Annotated in this window: 23 protein-coding genes and 2 pseudogenes; 8 read left to right on the top strand and 17 right to left on the bottom strand. The window is 33.9% G+C overall.

Annotated features, from left to right (window positions below):
• Positions 1–31 precede the first annotated feature (31 nt).
• Positions 32–475, bottom strand: a complete 444-nt coding sequence (locus JFT95_RS08065) for a Dps family protein (RefSeq protein WP_002012416.1) — start codon at positions 473–475, stop codon at positions 32–34.
• A gap of 241 nt (positions 476–716) precedes the next feature.
• On the opposite strand from JFT95_RS08065, the gene JFT95_RS08060 reads away from it, so the two are divergent.
• Positions 717–1,757, top strand: a complete 1,041-nt coding sequence (locus JFT95_RS08060; RefSeq protein ID WP_002064968.1) for a YkvI family membrane protein — start codon at positions 717–719, stop codon at positions 1,755–1,757.
• 33 nt (positions 1,758–1,790) lie between these two features.
• Here the strand turns inward: JFT95_RS08060 and JFT95_RS08055 are convergent, their stop codons facing one another.
• The 6 genes and pseudogenes from JFT95_RS08055 to JFT95_RS08035 all read right to left on the bottom strand — a co-directional run bounded on the left by JFT95_RS08055 (position 1,791) and on the right by JFT95_RS08035 (position 6,832).
• Entirely contained in the window at positions 1,791–2,159 is a 369-nt protein-coding gene (locus JFT95_RS08055) for a DUF3979 family protein (RefSeq protein WP_002165937.1), read from the bottom strand.
• Between the two features lie 266 nt (positions 2,160–2,425).
• Positions 2,426–2,731 (bottom strand): hypothetical protein, encoded by a 306-nt coding sequence (locus tag JFT95_RS08050; RefSeq protein ID WP_002012413.1) that lies wholly within the window; start codon positions 2,729–2,731, stop codon positions 2,426–2,428.
• 164 nt (positions 2,732–2,895) lie between these two features.
• On the bottom strand, positions 2,896–3,714 hold the full coding sequence (locus tag JFT95_RS30225) for a methyl-accepting chemotaxis protein (protein ID WP_431168351.1): 819 nt from the start codon (positions 3,712–3,714) through the stop codon (positions 2,896–2,898).
• Positions 3,715–3,837: 123 nt separating this feature from the next.
• Positions 3,838–4,776, bottom strand: a pseudogene (locus JFT95_RS30220) (HAMP domain-containing protein); the annotation flags it as partial.
• A 309-nt stretch (positions 4,777–5,085) separates the two neighbouring features.
• The gene (rsgA, locus tag JFT95_RS08040; protein ID WP_002126970.1) at positions 5,086–6,138 is read right to left on the bottom strand and encodes a ribosome small subunit-dependent GTPase A; all 1,053 of its coding nucleotides are present in this window, start codon (positions 6,136–6,138) and stop codon (positions 5,086–5,088) included.
• A gap of 182 nt (positions 6,139–6,320) precedes the next feature.
• Positions 6,321–6,832, bottom strand: a pseudogene (locus tag JFT95_RS08035) (DinB family protein).
• Between the two features lie 196 nt (positions 6,833–7,028).
• Here JFT95_RS08035 and JFT95_RS08030 point away from each other — a divergent pair.
• Together JFT95_RS08030 and JFT95_RS08025 are read left to right on the top strand one after the other, a co-directional pair.
• Positions 7,029–7,376, top strand: a complete 348-nt coding sequence (locus tag JFT95_RS08030; RefSeq protein WP_000426320.1) for a DUF4257 domain-containing protein — start codon at positions 7,029–7,031, stop codon at positions 7,374–7,376.
• A gap of 84 nt (positions 7,377–7,460) precedes the next feature.
• Positions 7,461–7,685, top strand: a complete 225-nt coding sequence (locus JFT95_RS08025; protein ID WP_002012407.1) for a hypothetical protein — start codon at positions 7,461–7,463, stop codon at positions 7,683–7,685.
• Between the two features lie 282 nt (positions 7,686–7,967).
• Here JFT95_RS08025 and JFT95_RS08020 read toward each other — a convergent pair whose 3' ends face one another.
• Positions 7,968–8,903 (bottom strand): aldo/keto reductase, encoded by a 936-nt coding sequence (locus JFT95_RS08020; RefSeq protein ID WP_201051921.1) that lies wholly within the window; start codon positions 8,901–8,903, stop codon positions 7,968–7,970.
• Positions 8,904–9,009: 106 nt separating this feature from the next.
• Here JFT95_RS08020 and JFT95_RS08015 point away from each other — a divergent pair, with 106 nt between their 5' ends.
• Positions 9,010–9,318: an ArsR/SmtB family transcription factor gene (locus tag JFT95_RS08015; RefSeq protein WP_002012403.1), complete on the top strand. Its 309-nt coding sequence runs from the start codon at positions 9,010–9,012 to the stop codon at positions 9,316–9,318.
• Positions 9,319–9,358: 40 nt separating this feature from the next.
• Here the strand turns inward: JFT95_RS08015 and JFT95_RS08010 are convergent, their stop codons facing one another.
• The 3 genes from JFT95_RS08010 to JFT95_RS08000 form a co-directional block, all read right to left on the bottom strand.
• Positions 9,359–10,309, bottom strand: coding sequence for a serine protease (locus tag JFT95_RS08010; RefSeq protein WP_002012402.1), 951 nt, complete (start codon positions 10,307–10,309; stop codon positions 9,359–9,361).
• A 334-nt stretch (positions 10,310–10,643) separates the two neighbouring features.
• Positions 10,644–10,931 (bottom strand): AbrB/MazE/SpoVT family DNA-binding domain-containing protein, encoded by a 288-nt coding sequence (locus JFT95_RS08005; protein ID WP_002012401.1) that lies wholly within the window; start codon positions 10,929–10,931, stop codon positions 10,644–10,646.
• 118 nt (positions 10,932–11,049) lie between these two features.
• Positions 11,050–12,930, bottom strand: coding sequence for an FtsX-like permease family protein (locus JFT95_RS08000; protein ID WP_201051918.1), 1,881 nt, complete (start codon positions 12,928–12,930; stop codon positions 11,050–11,052).
• A 264-nt stretch (positions 12,931–13,194) separates the two neighbouring features.
• Here JFT95_RS08000 and nadE point away from each other — a divergent pair, with 264 nt between their 5' ends.
• On the top strand, positions 13,195–14,013 hold the full coding sequence (gene nadE / locus JFT95_RS07995; protein ID WP_201051916.1) for an ammonia-dependent NAD(+) synthetase: 819 nt from the start codon (positions 13,195–13,197) through the stop codon (positions 14,011–14,013).
• A gap of 44 nt (positions 14,014–14,057) precedes the next feature.
• On the opposite strand, the gene JFT95_RS07990 is transcribed toward nadE, so the two are convergent.
• The 4 genes from JFT95_RS07990 to JFT95_RS07975 all read right to left on the bottom strand — a co-directional run bounded on the left by JFT95_RS07990 (position 14,058) and on the right by JFT95_RS07975 (position 16,915).
• Entirely contained in the window at positions 14,058–14,519 is a 462-nt protein-coding gene (locus JFT95_RS07990) for an NUDIX hydrolase (protein ID WP_078178508.1), read from the bottom strand.
• A 27-nt stretch (positions 14,520–14,546) separates the two neighbouring features.
• Positions 14,547–14,747 carry a DUF4083 domain-containing protein gene (locus tag JFT95_RS07985; protein WP_002064945.1) on the bottom strand — a complete coding sequence of 67 codons (201 nt, stop codon included), beginning with the start codon at positions 14,745–14,747 and terminating at the stop codon, positions 14,547–14,549.
• A gap of 109 nt (positions 14,748–14,856) precedes the next feature.
• Positions 14,857–16,017: a transglutaminase domain-containing protein gene (locus tag JFT95_RS07980; RefSeq protein ID WP_201051914.1), complete on the bottom strand. Its 1,161-nt coding sequence runs from the start codon at positions 16,015–16,017 to the stop codon at positions 14,857–14,859.
• Between the two features lie 145 nt (positions 16,018–16,162).
• Complete coding sequence (locus JFT95_RS07975; protein WP_002012394.1) at positions 16,163–16,915, bottom strand: YwqG family protein; 753 nt, start codon at positions 16,913–16,915, stop codon at positions 16,163–16,165.
• Positions 16,916–17,139: 224 nt separating this feature from the next.
• On the opposite strand from JFT95_RS07975, the gene JFT95_RS07970 reads away from it, so the two are divergent.
• Together JFT95_RS07970 and JFT95_RS07965 are read left to right on the top strand one after the other, a co-directional pair.
• On the top strand, positions 17,140–17,301 hold the full coding sequence (locus JFT95_RS07970; protein WP_002012392.1) for a YjcZ family sporulation protein: 162 nt from the start codon (positions 17,140–17,142) through the stop codon (positions 17,299–17,301).
• Positions 17,302–17,383: 82 nt separating this feature from the next.
• Positions 17,384–18,349: a patatin-like phospholipase family protein gene (locus tag JFT95_RS07965; protein WP_201051912.1), complete on the top strand. Its 966-nt coding sequence runs from the start codon at positions 17,384–17,386 to the stop codon at positions 18,347–18,349.
• A 95-nt stretch (positions 18,350–18,444) separates the two neighbouring features.
• Here the strand turns inward: JFT95_RS07965 and JFT95_RS07960 are convergent, their stop codons facing one another.
• Together JFT95_RS07960 and JFT95_RS07955 are read right to left on the bottom strand one after the other, a co-directional pair.
• Positions 18,445–18,612 (bottom strand): DUF3933 family protein, encoded by a 168-nt coding sequence (locus JFT95_RS07960; RefSeq protein ID WP_002012388.1) that lies wholly within the window; start codon positions 18,610–18,612, stop codon positions 18,445–18,447.
• Positions 18,613–18,624: 12 nt separating this feature from the next.
• Positions 18,625–20,067: an aminotransferase-like domain-containing protein gene (locus JFT95_RS07955; protein ID WP_201051910.1), complete on the bottom strand. Its 1,443-nt coding sequence runs from the start codon at positions 20,065–20,067 to the stop codon at positions 18,625–18,627.
• 122 nt (positions 20,068–20,189) lie between these two features.
• On the opposite strand from JFT95_RS07955, the gene JFT95_RS07950 reads away from it, so the two are divergent.
• The gene (locus JFT95_RS07950; RefSeq protein WP_201051908.1) at positions 20,190–20,807 is read left to right on the top strand and encodes a LysE/ArgO family amino acid transporter; all 618 of its coding nucleotides are present in this window, start codon (positions 20,190–20,192) and stop codon (positions 20,805–20,807) included.
• Positions 20,808–20,853: the final 46 nt, after the last annotated feature.

Raw genomic sequence — 20,853 nt, 5'->3', positions numbered from 1 at the left:
TCAATAGAGTTTTTCTTTAATCCATTTATGTTTATTTTAAGAATGCACTTAACATCCATACGTGTTGTTCTAATGTCGTATGAATTGCTAATAGCATATCAGCCGATGTTTCATCATCAGCTTCATCAGCTACTTCCATACCTTCTTTTAATTCTTGAATAAGTGCAGAAAAATCGTTTACTAAAATTTGCACCATTTCTTCTGCAGACTCTTTGCTTGTCCCTTCGATTACAGTTGAAGTTGCTAAATACTCTTTCATTGTCGCTAACGGTTTTCCTTCTAACGCTAAAATACGCTCTGCTAACTCATCAATGTATGTTCCTGCTTCATTATAAAACTCTTCAAATTTCTCATGTAATGTAAAGAAGTGCGGTCCTGTCACATACCAATGATAATTATGCAGTTTGACATATAATACATTCCAGTTTGCTACCTGCTTGTTTAATACTTCAACAACATTCGTTTTCGTACTCATACAATCCACTCCTCTTATCATTTTATAATTATTATCTTTTAATAACTTAATTACATTTTACCATACATTTCCTACTCTTCCGAATGAACAGCTTATATGTAACAAAGTTTTAACAACCTTAATATTTCCCTAATATCATATAATTCATGTATTCTTTCAACTACTTCACATGTCTAATTGTCCAAGCTCACACATATGCATAATAGTAAGTCAAGCTCATCATAGAAGAAAGAGGGATAACATGGACAATCAACAATGGCAAGTAGCAAAGAAAGTCGCTGCTACTTATATCGGAACTGTCGTTGGAGCTGGATTTGCTACTGGGCGCGAAATTGTTGAATTTTTTACAGTTAACGGATTTTACGGAACCATTGGCATATGTATAAGTGGATTTTTTTTTATTTGGCTCGGCACAAAGATGATGTTACTTTCATCACAAATAGGGGCATTCTCAGCTCAAGAATTCAACAAATATTTATTTGGGGATGTATTTGGAAATGTCGTAAACACATTACTATTACTCGTATTATTTGGTGTAACGAGCGTTATGTTATCAGGAGCCGGTGCAGTATTTGAAGAACAACTCCGCCTCCCGAGACAACTTGGTATTTTCATCACGGTCATCGCCTGTCTCATTATTGGGAGCCGGGGATTACAAGGTGTTTTTGAAGTAAATACGCTTGTCGTACCTATTATGATGATCTTTATTATCGGACTCGCTATTACAACCTTTTTCCATAGTACAACACCTATTAGTAATACTATTCCTGCAGAGAGCTGGAATATGAAGTGGATTACTAGCCCTATTACATATGTCGCTTTAAATCTTTCGCTCGCCCAAAGCGTTCTCGTCCCGTTAGCCAGTGAAGTAAAAGATCGAAAAGCCATTTTGTGGGGTGGAATTTTAGGTGGTGCAGGACTTTCTTTAATTTTATTATGCAGCCATTTAGCTATCTTATCAGTCGACCAATTTTATCAATACAATATCCCAATGGCTGAAGTCATAAGAAGATTTAATGCAACTTTTCACTTTTTCTTTGTTCTTATTATTTTCGGTGAAGTGTTCACAACTTTAGTTGGTAATGTGTTCGGGATGACAAAACAAATGCAATCCATTACCGGATGGAAAAGTAATAACATTATTTACTTCATATTACTAATTAGTTATTGCTTTAGTTTCATTGGATATAGTGAATTACTTCATATTCTATACCCTATTATCGGTTGGGTGAGCATCATTTTACTACCGATTATTGCCTTTAAACAACTTCAAAAAACATAAAAAAACATCCGTGTATACGGATGTTTTTCATCTTCATTCACAGTCTTCACATACTTCCCAGTACGGCCCCATTTCTACTGCAAGATATGGCTTTAATTGCAAACGAATCATTCGACTTGGCATGCGTTCCAATACGAATTGAATGCCTTCTTCCTCTTCATCCAACTCAACTTTTGAAATAGCAATTCTTTGCATAGTAGTAATAGGGCTTCCATCTTTATATAAAGTGATTTTCACCTCATCATACTCATTAAAATACAATTCAACATTCATTTGCTTTTTTAACATTTCATCAACAATTTCATAATTATCATTTTGTTCCTGGATTATATATTTCCAGCCGCCTCTATCTAATTTTATCGGAGCAGCTTGGAATAATGTCATCAAATCCTCGTATAGCATAAGATAACCCCTCTCTTACTAAAAAACGATGAGTATTTTATATACCCTTTATCTCTATCACTATCCATGTTTATTGTACCATATATCACGAATCTTACTGCATTCATTTGCTTTATAAACACATACAAAACATATAGTATTTTCAGTTCACTCTCTATTCACTAATACGTCCTCTTACTGATAACTTATCACTTTCCTTATTTCCTACACACTACTTATAACTCTTAAAAAACCACAAAAAAGAAGAGTAATTTATATCACTCTCCTCATAAGACTTTTCCTGTAGCTGCTAATGCTAACACTATAATTAAACTTGCAAATAATAGTGATACAATTAAACTAAAAATCGGTAATATTTTCTTTTCATTCTTCTTAAATAATAACCTTAAACTAAGAATGATATTTAATGGAACAAATATAAAATAAAAGTATTTAACGATTTGTAATGAGCTATTTGAAAGTGTTTTAAATACAAACACTTCAATTAAAAAAGCAACAAAGAATAAAATGCTTAACCAAAACGAGACATAGCTAAGCCAAGAATGTCTTTTCGTTCCCCAATACACTCCCATACTGATCTCCTTTAAACGTAGTCTATATTATATTAATTATACACCCGCTTAACAAATTCCTCTATTTTTCGACAAACATTAAATACATTGAACCTCTAATCCGTTTATCAGCTAAAAGACTGTCTCTAATAGCACTAATGCTATTTTGAGACAGCCTCCCCTTTTTATACTTTAAATCTTTCAATTAATACTTGTAACTCTTCAGCCATTTGAGATAGTGTACCAGCCGCAGAACCAATTTCTTCCATAGAAGCTAACTGCTCCTCAGCTGACGCTGCAACACTTTGTGTACTCGTCGCATTATTTTGTGCCGTCATAGCAATTTGACCAACCGAAATAGATACTTCATTTGCACCTTTTGACATCCCATTAGCTGTTTCAACCATCGTTTTAATTTGGTCAGCAATTTCATTTGTAGATTGTAAAATTTCAGTGAAATTTTGTTTTGTTTCATTTGCGATAACAAGTCCAGATTGCACTTCTTCATTTACATTATTCATAGATTTTACTGTCTTACTCATATCATCTTGTATTTCACAAATTAATTTACTAATTTCACTTGATGATACACTAGATTGTTCTGCTAATTTTCGTACTTCATCAGCAACAATTGCAAAGCCTCTTCCATGCTCACCAGCTCTTGCAGCCTCAATTGCAGCATTTAAAGCTAGAAGATTTGTCTGATCTGCAATATTTTGAATAACTTCTAAAATATCACCAATTTGCTTTGATTTGTTATTCAACAACTGAATAACAGCATCTGACTGTGAAACAGATTCCGCAATAGATTGCATTTGATTTACTGTTTTTCCAACTAGCTTTCCACCATCTTCTGCTTTTTCGCGAGTGTGAGCAGAAGCAGTATTAATAGATGATGAGCTATTTGCTACATGTTGAATCCCTTCTGTTACATCAAACAGTAACATAGCACCATTTTCTACGCTTGCTGTTTGCGTCGTTGCACCACTTGATATTTCATCCATTGCTGATGTAATTTGTTCAGTCGCTTCACTCGCTTGTCTCACACTTGCTGTTAACTCTTCAGATGCAGCTGCAACATGCCCTGCTGAAGTATTAATTCTTCCAATTAACGTTCTTAGTGAATCTGTCATTTCATTAAAACCTTTTGCAAGTTGACCGATTTCATCGTTTGAATGAATTTCAATTGTTTGCGTTAAATCTCCTTCACTTATTTCTTTAGAAGTGGCAACTAATCTCTTTAAAGGTTTTGTAATAGAAAGAGTTACGAAATAAATAAGTGCCCCTCCTACAACTAATGAAATAAGCATAACAATTAACATATTATAAAATACAGGCTGAGCAGCTTCAATTACTTCATTTGAGTACATCGTTCCACCGATTTTCCAACCTGTTTTTAAGTTTGTAGCAAATACCATTTTCTTTTCACTACCATCATACGTGTATGAAAAAGTGCCTTGATTATCTTCGTAAATTCTCTTTGCCCAAGAATCAGCTGCTTTATCTCCTGGTTTTTCTTGAGGATGCGCAATTATTTTTTGTTTTCCATCTAAAATGAAAGTATATCCTTTTTTACCAATATTGATTAACTTTGTTGTTTTCAATAAATTCTCTAAACTTAAATCTACCGCAACAACACCATTTTTATCTTCTGTTTGTTTCGCAATCGTTACGACAATATGTCCATTTCCTTTCGCCTTATACGGTTCAGTGACCACGATTCCACCTTGTTTACTCACTGCATCTTTATACCAAGAACGAGTTGTTGGATCATAATCTGCTGCCATTTGTATATTTGGTTCTTGCACAAACTTCTTATCATTGCCGGCAACATATACTTGTTCAATATCTTTATTTAAATTAATATATTGAGATAATACCTTTCTTAATTCATCTTGATTATCTCCTTGATACATATCACTATGAATCACTCGTGCAAAGTTATTTACTTCGTTAAATTTCGCCTCAATCATTTGATTGATTAAATTATCTAATATTTTTATATTATCGTGAGCACTACTCGTAATTTGTGATTCAAAATTCTTTTTAGCCGTTTGATAAGACATTCCTCCAATAATAGAGACAGCCGCAATTAAAATTATCAAAAATGAAATTAATAGCTTTTTTGCTACTTTTATATCTCGAAACCACCTTAACAGTTTACTCATTATAAACCTCCTACATTTAAATATTAAGTTTTAAAGATAAATAACCAATTATGAATATATCCCATTCCCTATCCTCTATTTTTACAATTCGTTTTGATAAACACCTTGTAAAGTTTAAACAAATATTCTCCCTTTGTCTATATATATGAATAATATTATTATAAAATTTACAAATACAAAAAACCAAAGGAATAGTCCTTTGGTTTTTTACATTTTTTTATGTTGTTTAGAAATCTTCTTCCACTTATCACGCTCAGCTCTTGCGAGAATAGCATCTTGTTTTCTCATAAAATACGCCAATTCTCTTTGCAACTTTTTATAGCTTTGCAAACGATTTATCGTCATTAGCCCGTTATCAATTGCTTTATGCACTGCGCATCCTGGTTCATTCTCATGTTTACAATCTCGAAAGCGGCATGTTTTTGCAAATTCTTCAATATCAGAAAATGTTGTTTGGATTGCATCGCTTCCTTCCCAAAGTTGTAACTCCCTCATGCCAGGAGTATCAATGACTAAGCTCCCACTCGGTAGTTGGAACAGCTCACGATGAGTTGTCGTATGCCGCCCTTTACTATCTTCCTCACGTATATCTCCCGTTTTCGCTATCTCAATTCCTACGAGTGCATTTAACAAAGTAGATTTTCCAACCCCTGATGAGCCGACTAAAGCAATTGTTTTTCCTGAAGCAACAAATTGTTGTAATGAGTCAATACCTCTATGCTCTAAACTATCGACGACGAAGACCGGAACACCAATTGCAACAGCTTCCGTTTCTACAATTTTTTGTTCCACATCTTCACATAAACTACTTTTTGTTAAAACAATAACAGGCATTGCACCACTTTCATACGCTAATAGTAAATAACGCTCCAACCTTCTTACGTTAAAATCATGGTTAAGTGCATTCACTAAAAATAAATAATCAACATTTGCTGCAATTATTTGTTCTTCAGTTCTATTACCAGCTTCTTGTCTTGAAAAAGAACTTCTTCTCGAAAAAATACGATGAATGATTGCCTTTTTCTCATTTTCTATTTTCTTTATATACACCCAATCACCAACTGCTGGGTAATCTCCTTTCGTTACCGCTTCATGCCGAAACTTCCCAGACAGCTCTGCCATATATTCACCGTCATTACAAATAATGCGATATATATGCTTATGCTCAAGTAAAATACGCCCTACTTCATAATTCTTCTCTACAGCTTGCTCTTCAAAAAATGAATCCCAGCCGAATGATTCTAAAATATTTTGATTCAAATCAATATCCTCCCTAGTTTGTACTAAGTGGAAGGATTGCGAACTATCTTATATAATATCGCCCTTTCCATCCACCTTTGTATTTAATTTATTATTCATTACAGTCATATTCGCCATAATACATCACTCCGATCTTATTTTAATTACTCTCATTATATGGAATGTCGATTTAAAAAGCTACTTTATTTAACGAAATTTTCGAATAACTTTTTCTTTAACATTCTAATTTGTCCACGATGACTAATTTCATCTTCTATCACATGAAACCAAAGATAGTGCTGGTTATACGCTACACCTTTAGGCCACTTTCTTTCTGACATTAGCCATGTATCATCTACTTTACTCAAATACTTTAGCGACTCTTCTCGAACACTTTGCAAAAGTTGTACATAATACGGTATGTCATAGCCACGAATAGATTTCCCTGCTTCCCCTAAATACGGTGCATCTTCCCATATTTCTAATTCTTCTTTTGTAAAGTCACGCTTTTGAAATGAAATAAGCTGATGTGCTTTTTCAATAGCTGCTATATGCTTTAGTAACGCTCCGATGGAATTCCCTCCACTCGGCATAATTAAATCTAATTGCTCAACTGATAGCTCGTTTATTTCCTGTAATGTTACAGCATGCTTACTAATTCCCCTATATTTTTTGTATAACCATCTACACTTCTTATTCGATAATCTATATTCATATCACGCACCCCTTTCTACATTCATATTAAGGAATAACCGCTTCATATAATAGACTGAAATATATCAGATTTTTCTGTTATATTTAAATTGAATACGGAATAAACCTAAACAAACTTTCTCAATATGCTTATATGAAATATTAAAAGGAATCAATATAAAATTATCGAATCTTATTCACTAAAAGGAGTGGATTCGATGGAAATGTATCAATGGCTAACCGCAGTTCTCGTTGGTGGCATTACTGGCTTCGTTTCCCATCTAATCAATAACCAAGGCAAGTTATTGCTTCCACGCCGTTTAAAAACTTTTTTTCATTTTGGATTTTTAACTGATATTTTTACAGGTAGCCTCGCCGCACTTCTTGGACTCGTTTTATTCGATGTCACCTTAATAAAAGAAATTATAAAAGTCTCCATTGTGACCGCTATTTCCGGTCAAACGTTTTTACTTCACCAAGCTCTTGGTGGTGAACAGGCTAAAAATACGCAAATTGGGAAAGCTGATGAGAAAATCCAAGAAATTGACAAACTATTACGACGTTAGTCTATACTTTCTCTAAAAATTATTGTTATAATAAAAAATAAATATTTTCTATTGCGTCGTTTGTCAGAAGAAAGGGTGTTTCGTATGACAAAAAAGAAAATAGAAGATTTCTTAACAAACACCGAAAAAGAGGAACTGCTAGAAAACTATAAATGTTTACGAGAAGCCCGCACAAAAAGCGAAGCTAACTATTTTGGTGAGGCAGTAGACCATCTATTAAATAAAGTAAAAAAACGAATTATTGAAGAAGCAGGAATACATGATGAAAATGCGGCAACAGTTCAATCTAAACGAAAAGCACTGTTTTAGCTAAAACAGTGCTTTTTATTACGGCATTTTTCACATTACTTTCACATCTATTTCACAAATATAAGTAGTCCTATATATTAAACTAAGTATATCCTTTTCCAAGGAACTATATGCCGATATATAAATCCCTATCTCTTTAGGGATTTTTATTTTTGGATTCCCCATAATTTTATTACAATACATTTCTATTATTTGTCTACTTTTTTACCCCCTGCACTCAAAAGCTTCTTCATGTATTTCTTCTCTTTTTATATAAAAAGAGGGATAGTTCCCTCTTTTTAACTAATCTTCTAAAATAGATTCAATCTCTTTCATAACTTTTTCATTCAATGAAACATCCACTGCTCTTACACTTTCTCTTATTTGCTCCGCTCGTTTCCCACCAGGAATAACAGTATCAATTCCTTTTTTATTTAATAGCCACGCTAAAGCTAAATGTGATACTTCAAGATTCATTTCTTTAGCTAAATCTTTTAACATCTCAACTTTTTTAAAGTTATTTTTATATGTATTTTCTTCAAATAGATTTACACTTTGACGCCAATCGCCTTCGTTTAATTTAAAATCTTCTGTATATTTCCCGCCTAGTATCCCAAAAGCAAGAGGCCCGTACGGTATAAATGAAATACCTGATTCTATACAATATGGCAAAAGTTCTTCCCCAGCAGCACGATCCAACAGATTATACGGTGATTGTACAACATCTATATGTCCGTGCTGATTCGCTTCTTTTAATTGCTCTACATTTACGTTAGATATTCCAATTGAACGAATTTTCCCCTCTTCTTTTAGGTGAGTAAGTTCTCCAATTGAATCTATGTAACTTGTTTCAGGATTTGTAAAATGTAAATAATATAAATCAATATAATCAGTTTGTAATCTTCTTAAGCTATTTTCCACAGCATTTCTTAAATAGCTTGGTTCATTATTAATATGAACCTCTCCATTTAATAACGGCTGAATTCCACCTTTTGTAGCAAGTACAAACTCGTGGCGTTTTCCTTTTAATACTTCTCCTACCAATTCCTCTGATCTACCGAAACCGTATGAATCTGCTGTATCAAAAAATGTAATCCCTTGCTGAATTGCTTCTTCTATTAATCTTTTTCCATCTTCCTCATTCACATCAGCATATAAATTATGTCCCCCAACAGCGTTTGTTCCTAACCCCAACTTCGAAATATTTAGTCCTGCCTTTTGCAATTTTGTATACTTCATTTTTTACCCCCTATATTTCTATTGTTCGATTATATTCGAACAATAGAAATATATCACTTTATATGTTATAGTGCAAATATATTAACTTATACAAGCAGGTGAAAAAATGCGTACTCTCTATCATCCAAATCGAGAAGAAATTCAATTCTCTTCTGTCTTATATGCACTTAGCGATCAAATTCGTTTACAAATTGTAACTATGCTACTAGAGAAAAATGAACAATCTTGTGGTGCGTTAAACATTCCAATTGCGAAATCAACTTTATCTCATCATTTCAAAGTGTTACGTGAATCTGGTGTTATGTTTACACGACTTGAGGGAACGCAACGTTTCATTTCAATTCGTGAAGAAGATTTAAATACTAGATTCCCTGGTTTATTAGATGTTGTAGTACATGCAACAGAACCATACTAAAAAACATCTCATATGAATATGAGATGTTTTTTAGTAATTACTATTCTTTTAATAAATCTATTAATCCATTCCCTTCAGATGTACGTTCATACCCTAAAGGTACAGTCCTTTTTATAAGTTGCGCATATATTTCCGGCTCTGATAATTTTCTACCATACTCTCTCTCACACTGTTTTATGAGAAGTGCTAGCGCCCCAGCGACATGCGGCGTCGCCATTGAAGTGCCACTTAATACCGCATATTTCCCCTCTGGATACGTAGACAGTATTTCATCACCCGGCGCTACTAAATCAATTTCTTGATTTGAATTACTAAAGCATGAAATTTTCCGCTCTAAATTAACAGCACCTACTTCAATTACTTCAGAATAAGCACCTGGAAAATCTAATTCTTCAGTATCATCGTTACAATCTCCATCATTTCCTGCAGCGCACACGACAAGTACGTCTTGTTTTACCGCATTTTGAATAGCTTCATGTAACTCTGGTACATCTTGCGGACCACCAAGTGACATTGAAATAATTCTCACTTTCTCTTTATTCGGTCCTCTCCAATTTACAGCATAATGAATGGCCTCAATAATTTGCTCATAACTTCCAGAACCATCTCCAGCTAATACTTTTAAAACTAACATTTTAGAAAGTGGTGCGACTCCTAGTACACCCACTCCATTTTCAGTCGCTGCAATTGTCCCCGCTACATGAGTACCATGCCCATTATTATCAAGATAAATATTGGGATTTCCTTCATAATCTTTTGTGAAATTTCTCCCACCAATAATACGATCTTTTAAATCAACATGATTTACATCACAACCTGTATCTAAAACAGCAACGACAATGTCTTTTCCTTTCGCGCTCTTTTCCCATACTTGCGGAGCATGAATCAATTGTACACCTGGTGGAATTTCATTTACTTGTTCAACCACTTTATTTACAGTAAACGGAATTAATTTAATGCCTTTTTGTTTATTCGCTGTACTACTATTCATCGTAATCCCTCCTGAAAATATATTATTTTCATTTCAGACCACTATTGAATGCGTTTAGATTTAACATTCGTTTTATTCGTTCCATTTCCCTTCCTCTCAAATGTTTCTCAATAAACAAAAGAAAAGGACCATTAATGGTCCTTTTCTTTTTCAGTTTTTCAATAGAATAATATAAAGTGAAACTATAATCAGTGGGTGGTGTTCATCCCCCACTGATTATTAGCCCTCACCAATCGGGCGTTTACGGGCAATTGATCTCCCACCTAACTTCTTTGCTTCAGCCGAGTTTTGAGGTGGGAGTTTTACTGCCCACAAATAGCGGGATAAATTAAGACTAAATCTTACTCTTGTTCAAAAACTGCTCAATTTCTTTTATTACATGTTTTGCGCCTTCTATACTAACAGTAATGTTTCCATTTGCTAATGAAATATTTTGATCTGAAACATCACCTGTTATTTGACAAGCATTGTATGGTTGATATTTTTGTAAAATGACTTTGTCTTCTTCTACAAAAATTTCAAGTGGTGATTTGATTTGTATTCCTAGTACATCCCGTAATTCTTTAGGAATAACTATCCGTCCCAATTCATCTACTTTTCGAATAATTCCTGTTGCTTTCATGTTACTCCCCCTTACTCTCTATTATTTTTTTCACCTCGCTATTTTCATTTTATCACTATATATTTGGTAATGCCTTACTCTTTTTAGAAAATATAGTATAAAAGTTAAAAAAACACATTTAAAGAATATTCAATCTTTCTTTCAATTGTTTTAAATAACGCGATCGTATAATTAAGAAGTATACAACTTGAATACCTACGAAAATACTTAATACAATTGTATTTTCTTTAAACAGTGAGTACTCAAACATTTGTCCTAACGCAGTTAATGCTACTGCCCCGTGTAATGTTGCAACTCCAACTGGAACGAAGAATAAAAGCGCTAAGCGGATTGTGACTACTTTCGATAATTCCCCTCTCGTCAATCCAACTTTTCGAATCATTTCAAATAAACGAGTATCGTCCTCCAAATCTGAAAATAAACGGAAGTAAAGGAAGCTTCCTGCACAAACGAAAAATACAATACCAATAAAGAAACCTACAAATAAAATGGGTCCTGCGATTTGTAGACTTTGATTTTGATCGTACTCTTCTGCACTAAACGTTGAATGTTCTTGATAAGGCTTAATCTGATTCGTAAGCTCTTTACCAACCTCAATTTCATCTTTAGCGGATTGTGTTTTATACATATAATCTTTTTCTTCTTTAAATCCATCTTGTAATGAATCATATTGATTTTTAGAGATTACATACACATTACCTCTTAGTATTTTACTTAATGAAGAAGTATTAACTTTTTTCACATTTAAAGGTTCATTCATATTTGGTAAAGTAATTTCTTTTCTTTCTTTCATCGGTGGTCCGGGTATTTCGACTGACAAAAATAAAGCCTCTTTATTTGATACAGTATTAAATGGTTCTCCTGTTAACTTTGCATATTCTTTATAATCTGATTCTTTTATAAAAATGGCGCTTCTTAACGACTGCTCCTCCGTTTTCTTCGATGAAATATTTATTTTTGAAGCTGCTATATTATGTTTCTTTAATCCTTCGTCAATGATTTTCAGATGCTGTGGCTCATTGCTATTACCTTGCTTAGACTGATAGTGAAACGCAATTGGTCTGTCCATAATTTCTTTCGTCATCGAAGCAAACCCAACCAATGTACCTATTGCTGAAAATGCTACTGTTGAAATAATCGTTACAATAAAGAACATTCTTGCGTTATCTCTCATACGGTATGCTAAATCTGACAAAGTAATAATATTTGTCTGTGTCCAATAGAAACGTTTACTTTTTTTACATAGTCTAATAATAAAGACGCTCAACTGCTTGTACAGCAAATACGTACCAATAATGACTACCGTTGTAACAGGAATCATCATTATAAATACCATTGCACCATGTGACATAAGAGCTCCTGCATAACCAGCACTAAGCAATACTACTGCTAATATAGAAGAAATTATAGATGCCTTCGGTTCTGGCTTCGCCTCTGCTGATCCTCTAAACAATTTCATAATTTTATTTTTACGAACCATTCCTGCACTAAACAATGAAATGATCATAAATAATACGAAAAACATAATACTCGTTACAACAATCGCTTTCATCGGTATGTAATAGGATAAAGAGATATCTAGTTTTAATATCATCGGAGCTACAAATATTAATATTCCTGAAAACAACATACCTGAAAGAATCCCAAAAATTATTGCCCCTATTCCAATCATTATATTTTCAAAGAAGATAAGACGCTTTAATTGATATTTCGTCATACCTAACATCATTAAAATTCCTAGTTCACGCTTTCTCGTTTTTAAAAACATTCCCATTGAATATAAAATAAAGAAGAATGTAAATAAGTAAATAATAGACTGCGCAAAAGACATACTTACGAATACGTACTGTCCTAATTCTCCAGCACTTAATGCCGGATGAAACGCAAAAAATGAATACACAAAAAAGGCCATAATTGCAAATGCACTACTCAAAAAATAAGCTGAGTATGTTCGTCTATTTCGCGTTACATTTCGAAATGCGAGTTCTCTAATGTTCATACTACTTCTCCGCCCTTCTACTAACTATACTTTTATATTAGTAAAGTTCGGAAATACCTTCCATCGATTCAAATGACAAAAACCTTACATTATTGAAAGGTTTTAAACAATTGCTTATATAAAACAGTTTCATTATAATGACTACATTCATACACGCATCCTATTGTATATTCGTTAGTTTTGCGAAATAATAAAGGATAGAAGTATGTACCAATATACATATAAACTTATTTACCGCTTTAATATGAATAGGAGGAAAACATAATGACATTACAAGAACAAATTATGAAATCATTACATGTTCAGCCTGTAATTGATCCGAAAGTAGAAATTCGTAAACGAATTGATTTCTTAAAAGCTTATTTAAAAACTACAGGTGCAAAAGGATTTGTACTTGGAATTAGCGGCGGACAAGACTCTACACTAGCAGGACGTTTAGCACAGCTTGCAGTCGAAGAAGTTCGTAATGAAGGTGGTAACGCAACGTTTATCTCCGTACGTCTTCCATACAAAGTACAAAAAGATGAAGATGATGCACAATTAGCATTACAATTTATTCAAGCTGATCAGTCTGTTGCTTTTGATATCGCTTCAACAGTTGATGCCTTCTCAAATCAATACGAAAACTTATTAGGTGAATCATTAACAGATTTCAATAAAGGAAACGTAAAAGCACGCATTCGCATGGTTACACAATACGCAATCGGCGGACAACAAGGGCTACTCGTTATCGGAACTGATCATGCTGCTGAAGCTGTAACAGGTTTCTTCACAAAATTCGGAGATGGCGGTGCAGATTTATTACCATTAACGGGATTAACGAAACGCCAAGGACGTGATTTATTACAAGAATTAGGTGCAGACGAGCGACTTTACTTAAAAATGCCAACAGCTGATTTATTAGATGAAAAACCAGGTCAAGCTGATGAAACAGAGCTAGGCATTACTTACGATCAATTAGATGACTATTTAGAAGGTAAATCCGTTCCAGCTGACGTTGCTGAAAAGATCGAGAAGCGTTACAAAGTGAGTGAACATAAAAGACAAGTACCAGCGTCAATGTTTGATGATTGGTGGAAATAGAACATAAAAAAGAAGCTAATCTCATTTAGCTTCTTTTTTATACGTTAACGATATACCCCTACTCTTTTCTCTAATAAATCCTGCAAGCAATCTTCATGTTGTTTATTAAACAATGGCGGCATTTCGTCTAAAGGGAAAAACTGCAAATCTAACGTTTCATCACCGTCTATTTTTGTATTCCCTCCAACGATTGAAAACTTAAAGAATATTACAATTGCCTGTGCCTGATCTCCATTCGGATATGCTTGAAAATATTTCGTATACACACCAATGAGCTCATCAATTTCCACATCATATCCTGTTTCTTCTTTTATTTCTCGAATCGCAGTTTCTGCCGCAGATTCCCCGATCTCCATTGCACCGCCTGGAAATCCCCAAGCATTAAAGTCTCCTCTTTTTTGCAGAAGCACTTCACCAAATTCATTAAATACACAACCTCCTGCAAAATTCAAAATAACATAATCATGCCCTATTTTTTCACGTAATTCCTTTATATAATTCGCCATCTGCTTCTCCTTTTTATCCATCTTCCATTATTCTTTTTTATCTTTTTCAAGCAATTCAATAATCCGATCTAACTTCTGATTCATATTAATCACATGTTGTTTTTTCATAGTGTTTTTTTGCAATAATCTTTTAATGAACAGAGTAAATGATACAAAAAACAAAACGATAAGCCCGATTACTAGACAAAAATATATCAATGCAAATATATTATTTTCGAACAAATTCATTCAGCTATCACATCCTCTATTTCCAATTATTTTATCACGCAATTCTAAATAGTCAACGATATTATAAATCAAACACAAAAAGAGCACCTTTTAAAGATGCTCTTTTTCATTAATACGTAAATGTAATTGTCGCTAATGAATAACCTGCCATTGCACTATATGGCGCAACTTGATAAGATACACGCTTTGCACCTTTTGGCCAAGCTATTTCATCTAGTACTTTCTTTATATCTTGCATCGTTCCATCCATTGACTGCTTATATCGTACTTCTACTTTTTCTGGCTTGGAAGCAAATTGTTGCTGTAATTTTTTCTTAAACTCGTTGTAATTTTCCGCTCCGTATTGTGCAGATAAATACTTTAAATTTGTTTCTTTTAACATTTGTTCATATACAGCAGTTTTTGAACTACCGGCTTTTATTTTGCTTGTTAATTCGTTGAAGTAGCTTGTAGTTGCCGCTGGATATTCACTACGATCCCATTCATGGTCTTTGCTTAATTGTTCATCAGACATATTAAAATATGAATATGTTACGCGCCCAGCTTTATCAGGAACTGGATCATCGAATGTAGTATCAAGGTGGTACCACTTGTTATCAATGTTCACTAAATTCCATGCGTGAGCTTGTCCATTCCCTGTACCTGTTACAATATGATTTTGAATACCTGCTTCTTTTAGTAATTGATATGTTAACAATGTATATCCTTGGCAAACGGCAGAACGATTCGCTAACGCTTCATACGCTGTATATGCTTGATAAGAAGTATCATATGATACTTCTTTCACAACATAATCATGAATAGCTTTCACTTTTTCATGTTCATCCATGCCTTGTTTAATGATAGAACTTACAATTGCTTTCGCCTGAGACTTTACATACTGTGTTTGCTCTTTTGATTCACGATACTCCACTTGTAATGTAAACGTATAATTCCCTGGCATACCTTTTATAGAATACCTAGTAGATGCTACATTATATTTTACATACTCATCAGCATCTACGATTTTATTAAACTCGCCGTACAATTGGTCCATAATCTTTCTAGCATCTCTATCTTTTGTTTTATATGCGATTGTAATATTTTCTTCACGATTATCAATCTGTTTTTTTAATTCTTTTCTGAAATCATTTAACAACTTTGCATCTGATTGTGTTGTCACTGTAGTCGGATTCGTAGCCGCATAAGATACAGATGACGCTTGTAAGCCTCCCATTACTATAGTTGAACAAAGTGCGGCAGCTGTCACATACTTACTTGTCTTTCCCATCTTGTCACTCCTTACATTCTATAACTATACAAAAAAGTATCGTATAGTTTCAGAGTATACAATACTTTTCAAAATAGGTCATATGAGATTATGCATATTTAACATTGTAAAAAGGTTGTTCTTTTTACAAGAACAACCTTCTTCATTAACAAGTTTGTAACACACAACATGTATTTTCAAAACGTCGATTTTTCAAATCTTCATTACTAATACAGAAATATAGCATTCCTAATTCTCCCCAAACCATATTACAATTTTTATGATCTGAATCAATTTGGAATAAAAGCGTCATTTGCTGTGGCTCTATCCCCATATATTCTCCTGTCTCATATAATACTTCCTCTTGTACAGAGAATGGTTCTCCAAACATTTGATGATTATCATAGTTGTCTGGGATTAGCTCTTCAAGTAATTGCAAGAAACGATCTGAATCCGCCTCATCTTCAATGAAAAGCTCCGGTAATTTATACGTCAGTTCAAAAGTAATTGCACACTGGTTATATTTCGCTTGTATTTCATCTGCTCTACGTAATTGCTCTACAGGGATATCATAATAAAGTACACGTCCAGCTTCGTTTGGATTTACATCTTCTTCAAAGTAATTTTCAATACTAAAGAAATATAACATCCCTGTCTTAGGAAGATTGTGATCCATACCAACGTTTTGTAAATCACTTAAATTAAATTGTGCGATAAAACATAACGGATTCTCTTTGTATGTTGGATATTCAAATGTATTTGGCAAATCAGGAACTCCGCCCATTTTCGAACTGCCTATCGCAATTATTTCCTGTTGTTTTGGCACAACTTTTACACAAGGAAATACAGTATTAATAAGTTCCTGTTTCAAATGTGTTAGTTCATATTTATCAATTAATATTTCAATTTTCTGTTCCATAAATTCTCCTTACATTTACATACTTATTTGTATCATAGCACAAAGATTATACTTCATTCATTGTAAATTCAACAAGCCCTCCAAAAAACGGGCTTATCCCTCGTACGCGAACAAGTTTAAAAAAGCATAGTATACATTGTTCCTACAAACACGATAGTTCTTTATTTCTTCCAGTATATTTTCCCCTCGTTCATTTTTATTTTTAATTTAAGGAGGAATTCCACATGGGTTACGGATATAGTTGCGGCGGTTACGGCGGTGGTTACGGTTACGGCGGTAGTTGTGGTGGCGGTTGTGGTTATGGAGGTTTCGCTTTATTAATCGTTTTATTTATCCTTCTAATCATCATCGGAGCTAGCTGTTGGGGCGGCTTTGTAGGCTGCTAGTAAACTTAAAAACTATTGTAAAAAAGCACGTACAATACGTGCTTTTTTTCCATTTTCATTTTTTAGAAAGGAAGTATGTTCAATGAAAATTGATGGTGTTTTTGAAGGAGGCGGTGTACGCGGAATTGCTCATGTAGGGGCAATTTGCGCGTTAGCCGAAAAAGGATATGAATGGGAACGTTTAGCTGGAACATCAGCCGGCGCTATTATTGCAGCTCTTCTAGCAGCAGGATATTCTTGTTCCGAATTAAAGACGATTGTAACAGACATTGATTATGAAAAATTTACCAAAAAAACTTTTCTTGATAAAATCCCCTTTATTGGTAAAGGATTAAGCACTTGGTCTACTCTAGGTATTTATTCAAATGTATTTCTCGAAGAATGGCTAGAAGACCTGCTTAGAAAAAAAGGAATTCATTTGTTTACAGACTTACCCGATTTGAATAAACTCAAAATTATCGCTTCAGATATAAGCAATGGTAAAATGGTTATTTTTCCCGATGACTTGCCAAACTACGGATTTTTAAATTATCGCTTCTCTATCGCTAAAGCAGTAAGAATGAGTGGAACCATTCCTTTCTTCTTCGAACCAGTGAAATGGAGAACCCCAAAATGGAAACAACCTTGTTATATGGTTGACGGCGGTATTTTAAGTAATTACCCAATTTGGATTTTCGATTCACCGACTTCTCCTCGCTGGCCTACCTTTGGATTTCATTTTGTAAAAGATGAGATTCAAGCTGATCCCGCCCACTATGACGAACCTATTTCCATGTTCAAAGGATTATTTAAAACGATGATGCAAGCTCATGATTTACGTCATTTAGATAAAGAATCAAAGGCTAGAACTATTACAATTCCAACAGGAATCATTACCAGTACTAATTTTCAACTAACTAAAGAAGAGAAAGAATGGCTCTATAACTCTGGTTATAATGCAGCTAATAAGTTTTTACAATCCTGGAACTTCAGACAATATGTTGATGAATATAGAGACGGCAATCAGGATCGAAAAACAAATCGGTATTTCCGCCAACTTGACTCATAATTATATTATTTTCCCTGTCACACTTTAATAGTAAATAAGCCTAATAATATAGTACATTATTAGGCTTATTTACTTCTTATGTACTCTCCCATTATTTAAGGATAAGTTAACCCTTCAGCTTCTTCTGCGGTAATTACTATGTAACGGTTTCCGGTTCTTAATCCTAACAGTTCTGCTTTTTCAACTGCATCCTGTTTTGTCTCTGCATAAGCAGCTAAATATTTATCCCCATCGATAATTTGGCAAATCACATATTGTTTCATGGTTTTCTCCTTTTACTCTTTAATTAATTGCGCAATCTTTTTTATTCCAACTTCAATTTCTTCTACAGTTGCATAGGAATAAGAAAGACGTAAAAATTGGTTAGCACTTCTATCATACAAAGTGCCTGGGTTTAACAACACCCTTTCTTGTAAAGCTTTTTCAAATAAACTACGATTCGAAATTGGTAGATTTATATGTAGCCAAATGTAAAAGCTTCCTACTGGCTCATGCCAAGTTGCAATGCCACTACAATACTTTTCTAACATACTTATCATAAAATCTCTACGTTTTTTCAATTCACTTCTTACAAACTGTAAATGTTCATCATACAATCCATTTTCAAACCACTCCGCTGCAATCTGCTGGGATATAGAACTTGAACCATAATCAGTTTGCATTTTTATATCTGCTAATCTTTGAATAACTGATTCTGATCCAACAACCCACCCAATTCTTAAACCAGGACTAATGACTTTGGACATACTTCCAATATGTAGCACGATACCATTTTTATCATATGCCTTTAAAGGCTTTGCAACTGGTGCATCGAACCATAAATCTTGATATACCGCGTCCTCAATAATAGGTAATCCAATTTCATTACATATCTCCATCACTTCTTCCCTCTTCTTAGCGTTCATACTAAAATTGGTCGGATTATGAAAAGATGGGATTGTATATAAAATAGATGCGTTAAATTGTTTCTTATATTTTGTGATATAGGAAGTATTTATACCATTCTCATTCATTGGTATTCCAATCAAGCGCATTCCTGCTGATTGAAATACATTAAGCGAATATAAATATGATGGTTTTTCTAATAAAATTGACGCTCCTTTCGGAAGAAGCCCCATAGAAATAAGTTGCAGTGCTTGGATTGCTCCCGAAACAATTAAAATAGAGTCAGGAGATACATATACCCCATGCCCTTTTAAATATTCCGCAATTTTTTCTCTTAAATGGAGATTTCCTTTCGGTTCCTCATACCCAAGTGTAACATTTGATTGTAGAATTTTATTAATAATACCCTTCATCTTTTTCTCAGGCAAGAGACTCGGTGAAAGTTCACCTGTTCCTAATCGAATTACATTGGGAGTAAATTCAGCTTGATTAATCTCTTGTACAGCAGGAAGATTCGGATAATGAAGTCCTGTTTCTACATAAGACTGCCAGTTTGGAGGCGGGGCATATGTAGAAGTACTCTCACTATTATTTATAACAATTGTTCCCTTCCGGCCATTCCCCTCAACATACCCTTTTGCTACTAATTCATCGAAAGCCATTACAATTGTACTTCGATTCACTTCAAACGTATGCGCCAAATCTCTTTGTGAAGGTAATTTAGTTCCAATTGTCCATTCCCCATTAACAATTCTCTCTTTTATATAAGATTCTATTTGTTTATACAAAGGAACAGATGAAGACATATTAGGTTTCCAAACGAGCCTTTCCATTATCTCACCTCACATACTTTATGGTTGGTAACCTATCCAACCATATGGATGGATACAAATTTTCATTTCTTCTATACAATATAGACTATCATAATTAATCAAATTAAGTAGGAGGTAATCTGATGAGTGAAGCAATTATTCACGGTATCATCCTTGCATTTGGTCTTATCATTCCATTAGGTGTCCAAAATGTTTTCGTCTTTAACCAAGGCGCTAGTCAACCAAATATTTGGCGAGCTGCTCCTGTAGTCTTGACTGCATCTATATGTGATACATTATTAATATTAATTGCTGTACAAGGTGTCTCCCTTGTCCTCTTAACTTTCTCTTGGTTAACAACCACCTTGTATATGACTGGATTTTTCTTTCTTATGTATATGGGCTTGGTTATTTGGAGAAGCGATCCTTCAAATGATGTAAAACAAGAAAAAAGCATGCCTTTAAAAAATCAAATTATTTTCGCCGCATCAGTTTCATTACTAAATCCACACGCAATTTTAGACACAATTGGTGTAATCGGAACAAACTCTATACAGTACATAGGAAGTGAGAAATGGGCTTTCACTTTTGCAACAATTATAGTTTCTTGGATCTGGTTTATTAGTTTAGCTTTTGCTGGAAAATTTCTAAAAGGATTTGACTCAACAGGAAAAACGATTATAGTATTAAATAAAATTTCAGGGCTACTCATATGGGGAGTCGCACTTTATATGTTAAAACAAGTTGTTTTTCCTAACTAATTAAAGAGAATTGCATGTTATGCAATTGGCATGCAATTCTCTTTCG

This window comes from Bacillus sp. TH17, assembly GCF_016651125.1.
GTDB lineage: Bacteria > Bacillota > Bacilli > Bacillales > Bacillaceae_G > Bacillus_A > Bacillus_A mycoides.
The sequence above is the reverse complement of the archived record's forward strand: the minus strand, read 5'-3'. Positions and strand labels throughout refer to the sequence as shown.

Coding starts and splice junctions, on each gene's coding strand:
- JFT95_RS08060 (WP_002064968.1), top strand. CDS start 717: ATGGACAATCAACAATGGCAAGTAGCAAAGAAAGTCGCTGCTACTTAT.
- JFT95_RS08055 (WP_002165937.1), bottom strand. CDS start 2,159: ATGCTATACGAGGATTTGATGACATTATTCCAAGCTGCTCCGATAAAA.
- JFT95_RS08030 (WP_000426320.1), top strand. CDS start 7,029: ATGGAAATGTATCAATGGCTAACCGCAGTTCTCGTTGGTGGCATTACT.
- JFT95_RS07980 (WP_201051914.1), bottom strand. CDS start 16,017: ATGGGAAAGACAAGTAAGTATGTGACAGCTGCCGCACTTTGTTCAACT.
- JFT95_RS07955 (WP_201051910.1), bottom strand. CDS start 20,067: ATGGAAAGGCTCGTTTGGAAACCTAATATGTCTTCATCTGTTCCTTTG.
- JFT95_RS08015 (WP_002012403.1), top strand. CDS start 9,010: ATGCGTACTCTCTATCATCCAAATCGAGAAGAAATTCAATTCTCTTCT.
- JFT95_RS07965 (WP_201051912.1), top strand. CDS start 17,384: ATGAAAATTGATGGTGTTTTTGAAGGAGGCGGTGTACGCGGAATTGCT.
- JFT95_RS08020 (WP_201051921.1), bottom strand. CDS start 8,903: ATGAAGTATACAAAATTGCAAAAGGCAGGACTAAATATTTCGAAGTTG.
- JFT95_RS08050 (WP_002012413.1), bottom strand. CDS start 2,731: ATGGGAGTGTATTGGGGAACGAAAAGACATTCTTGGCTTAGCTATGTC.
- JFT95_RS30225 (WP_431168351.1), bottom strand. CDS start 3,714: ATGGATGAAATATCAAGTGGTGCAACGACGCAAACAGCAAGCGTAGAA.
- JFT95_RS07960 (WP_002012388.1), bottom strand. CDS start 18,612: ATGAAACAATATGTGATTTGCCAAATTATCGATGGGGATAAATATTTA.
- JFT95_RS07985 (WP_002064945.1), bottom strand. CDS start 14,747: ATGAATTTGTTCGAAAATAATATATTTGCATTGATATATTTTTGTCTA.
- JFT95_RS08000 (WP_201051918.1), bottom strand. CDS start 12,930: ATGAACATTAGAGAACTCGCATTTCGAAATGTAACGCGAAATAGACGA.
- JFT95_RS08065 (WP_002012416.1), bottom strand. CDS start 475: ATGAGTACGAAAACGAATGTTGTTGAAGTATTAAACAAGCAGGTAGCA.
- nadE (WP_201051916.1), top strand. CDS start 13,195: ATGACATTACAAGAACAAATTATGAAATCATTACATGTTCAGCCTGTA.
- JFT95_RS07950 (WP_201051908.1), top strand. CDS start 20,190: ATGAGTGAAGCAATTATTCACGGTATCATCCTTGCATTTGGTCTTATC.
- JFT95_RS08005 (WP_002012401.1), bottom strand. CDS start 10,931: ATGAAAGCAACAGGAATTATTCGAAAAGTAGATGAATTGGGACGGATA.
- JFT95_RS07970 (WP_002012392.1), top strand. CDS start 17,140: ATGGGTTACGGATATAGTTGCGGCGGTTACGGCGGTGGTTACGGTTAC.
- JFT95_RS07975 (WP_002012394.1), bottom strand. CDS start 16,915: ATGGAACAGAAAATTGAAATATTAATTGATAAATATGAACTAACACAT.
- JFT95_RS08025 (WP_002012407.1), top strand. CDS start 7,461: ATGACAAAAAAGAAAATAGAAGATTTCTTAACAAACACCGAAAAAGAG.
- JFT95_RS08010 (WP_002012402.1), bottom strand. CDS start 10,309: ATGAATAGTAGTACAGCGAATAAACAAAAAGGCATTAAATTAATTCCG.
- JFT95_RS07990 (WP_078178508.1), bottom strand. CDS start 14,519: ATGGCGAATTATATAAAGGAATTACGTGAAAAAATAGGGCATGATTAT.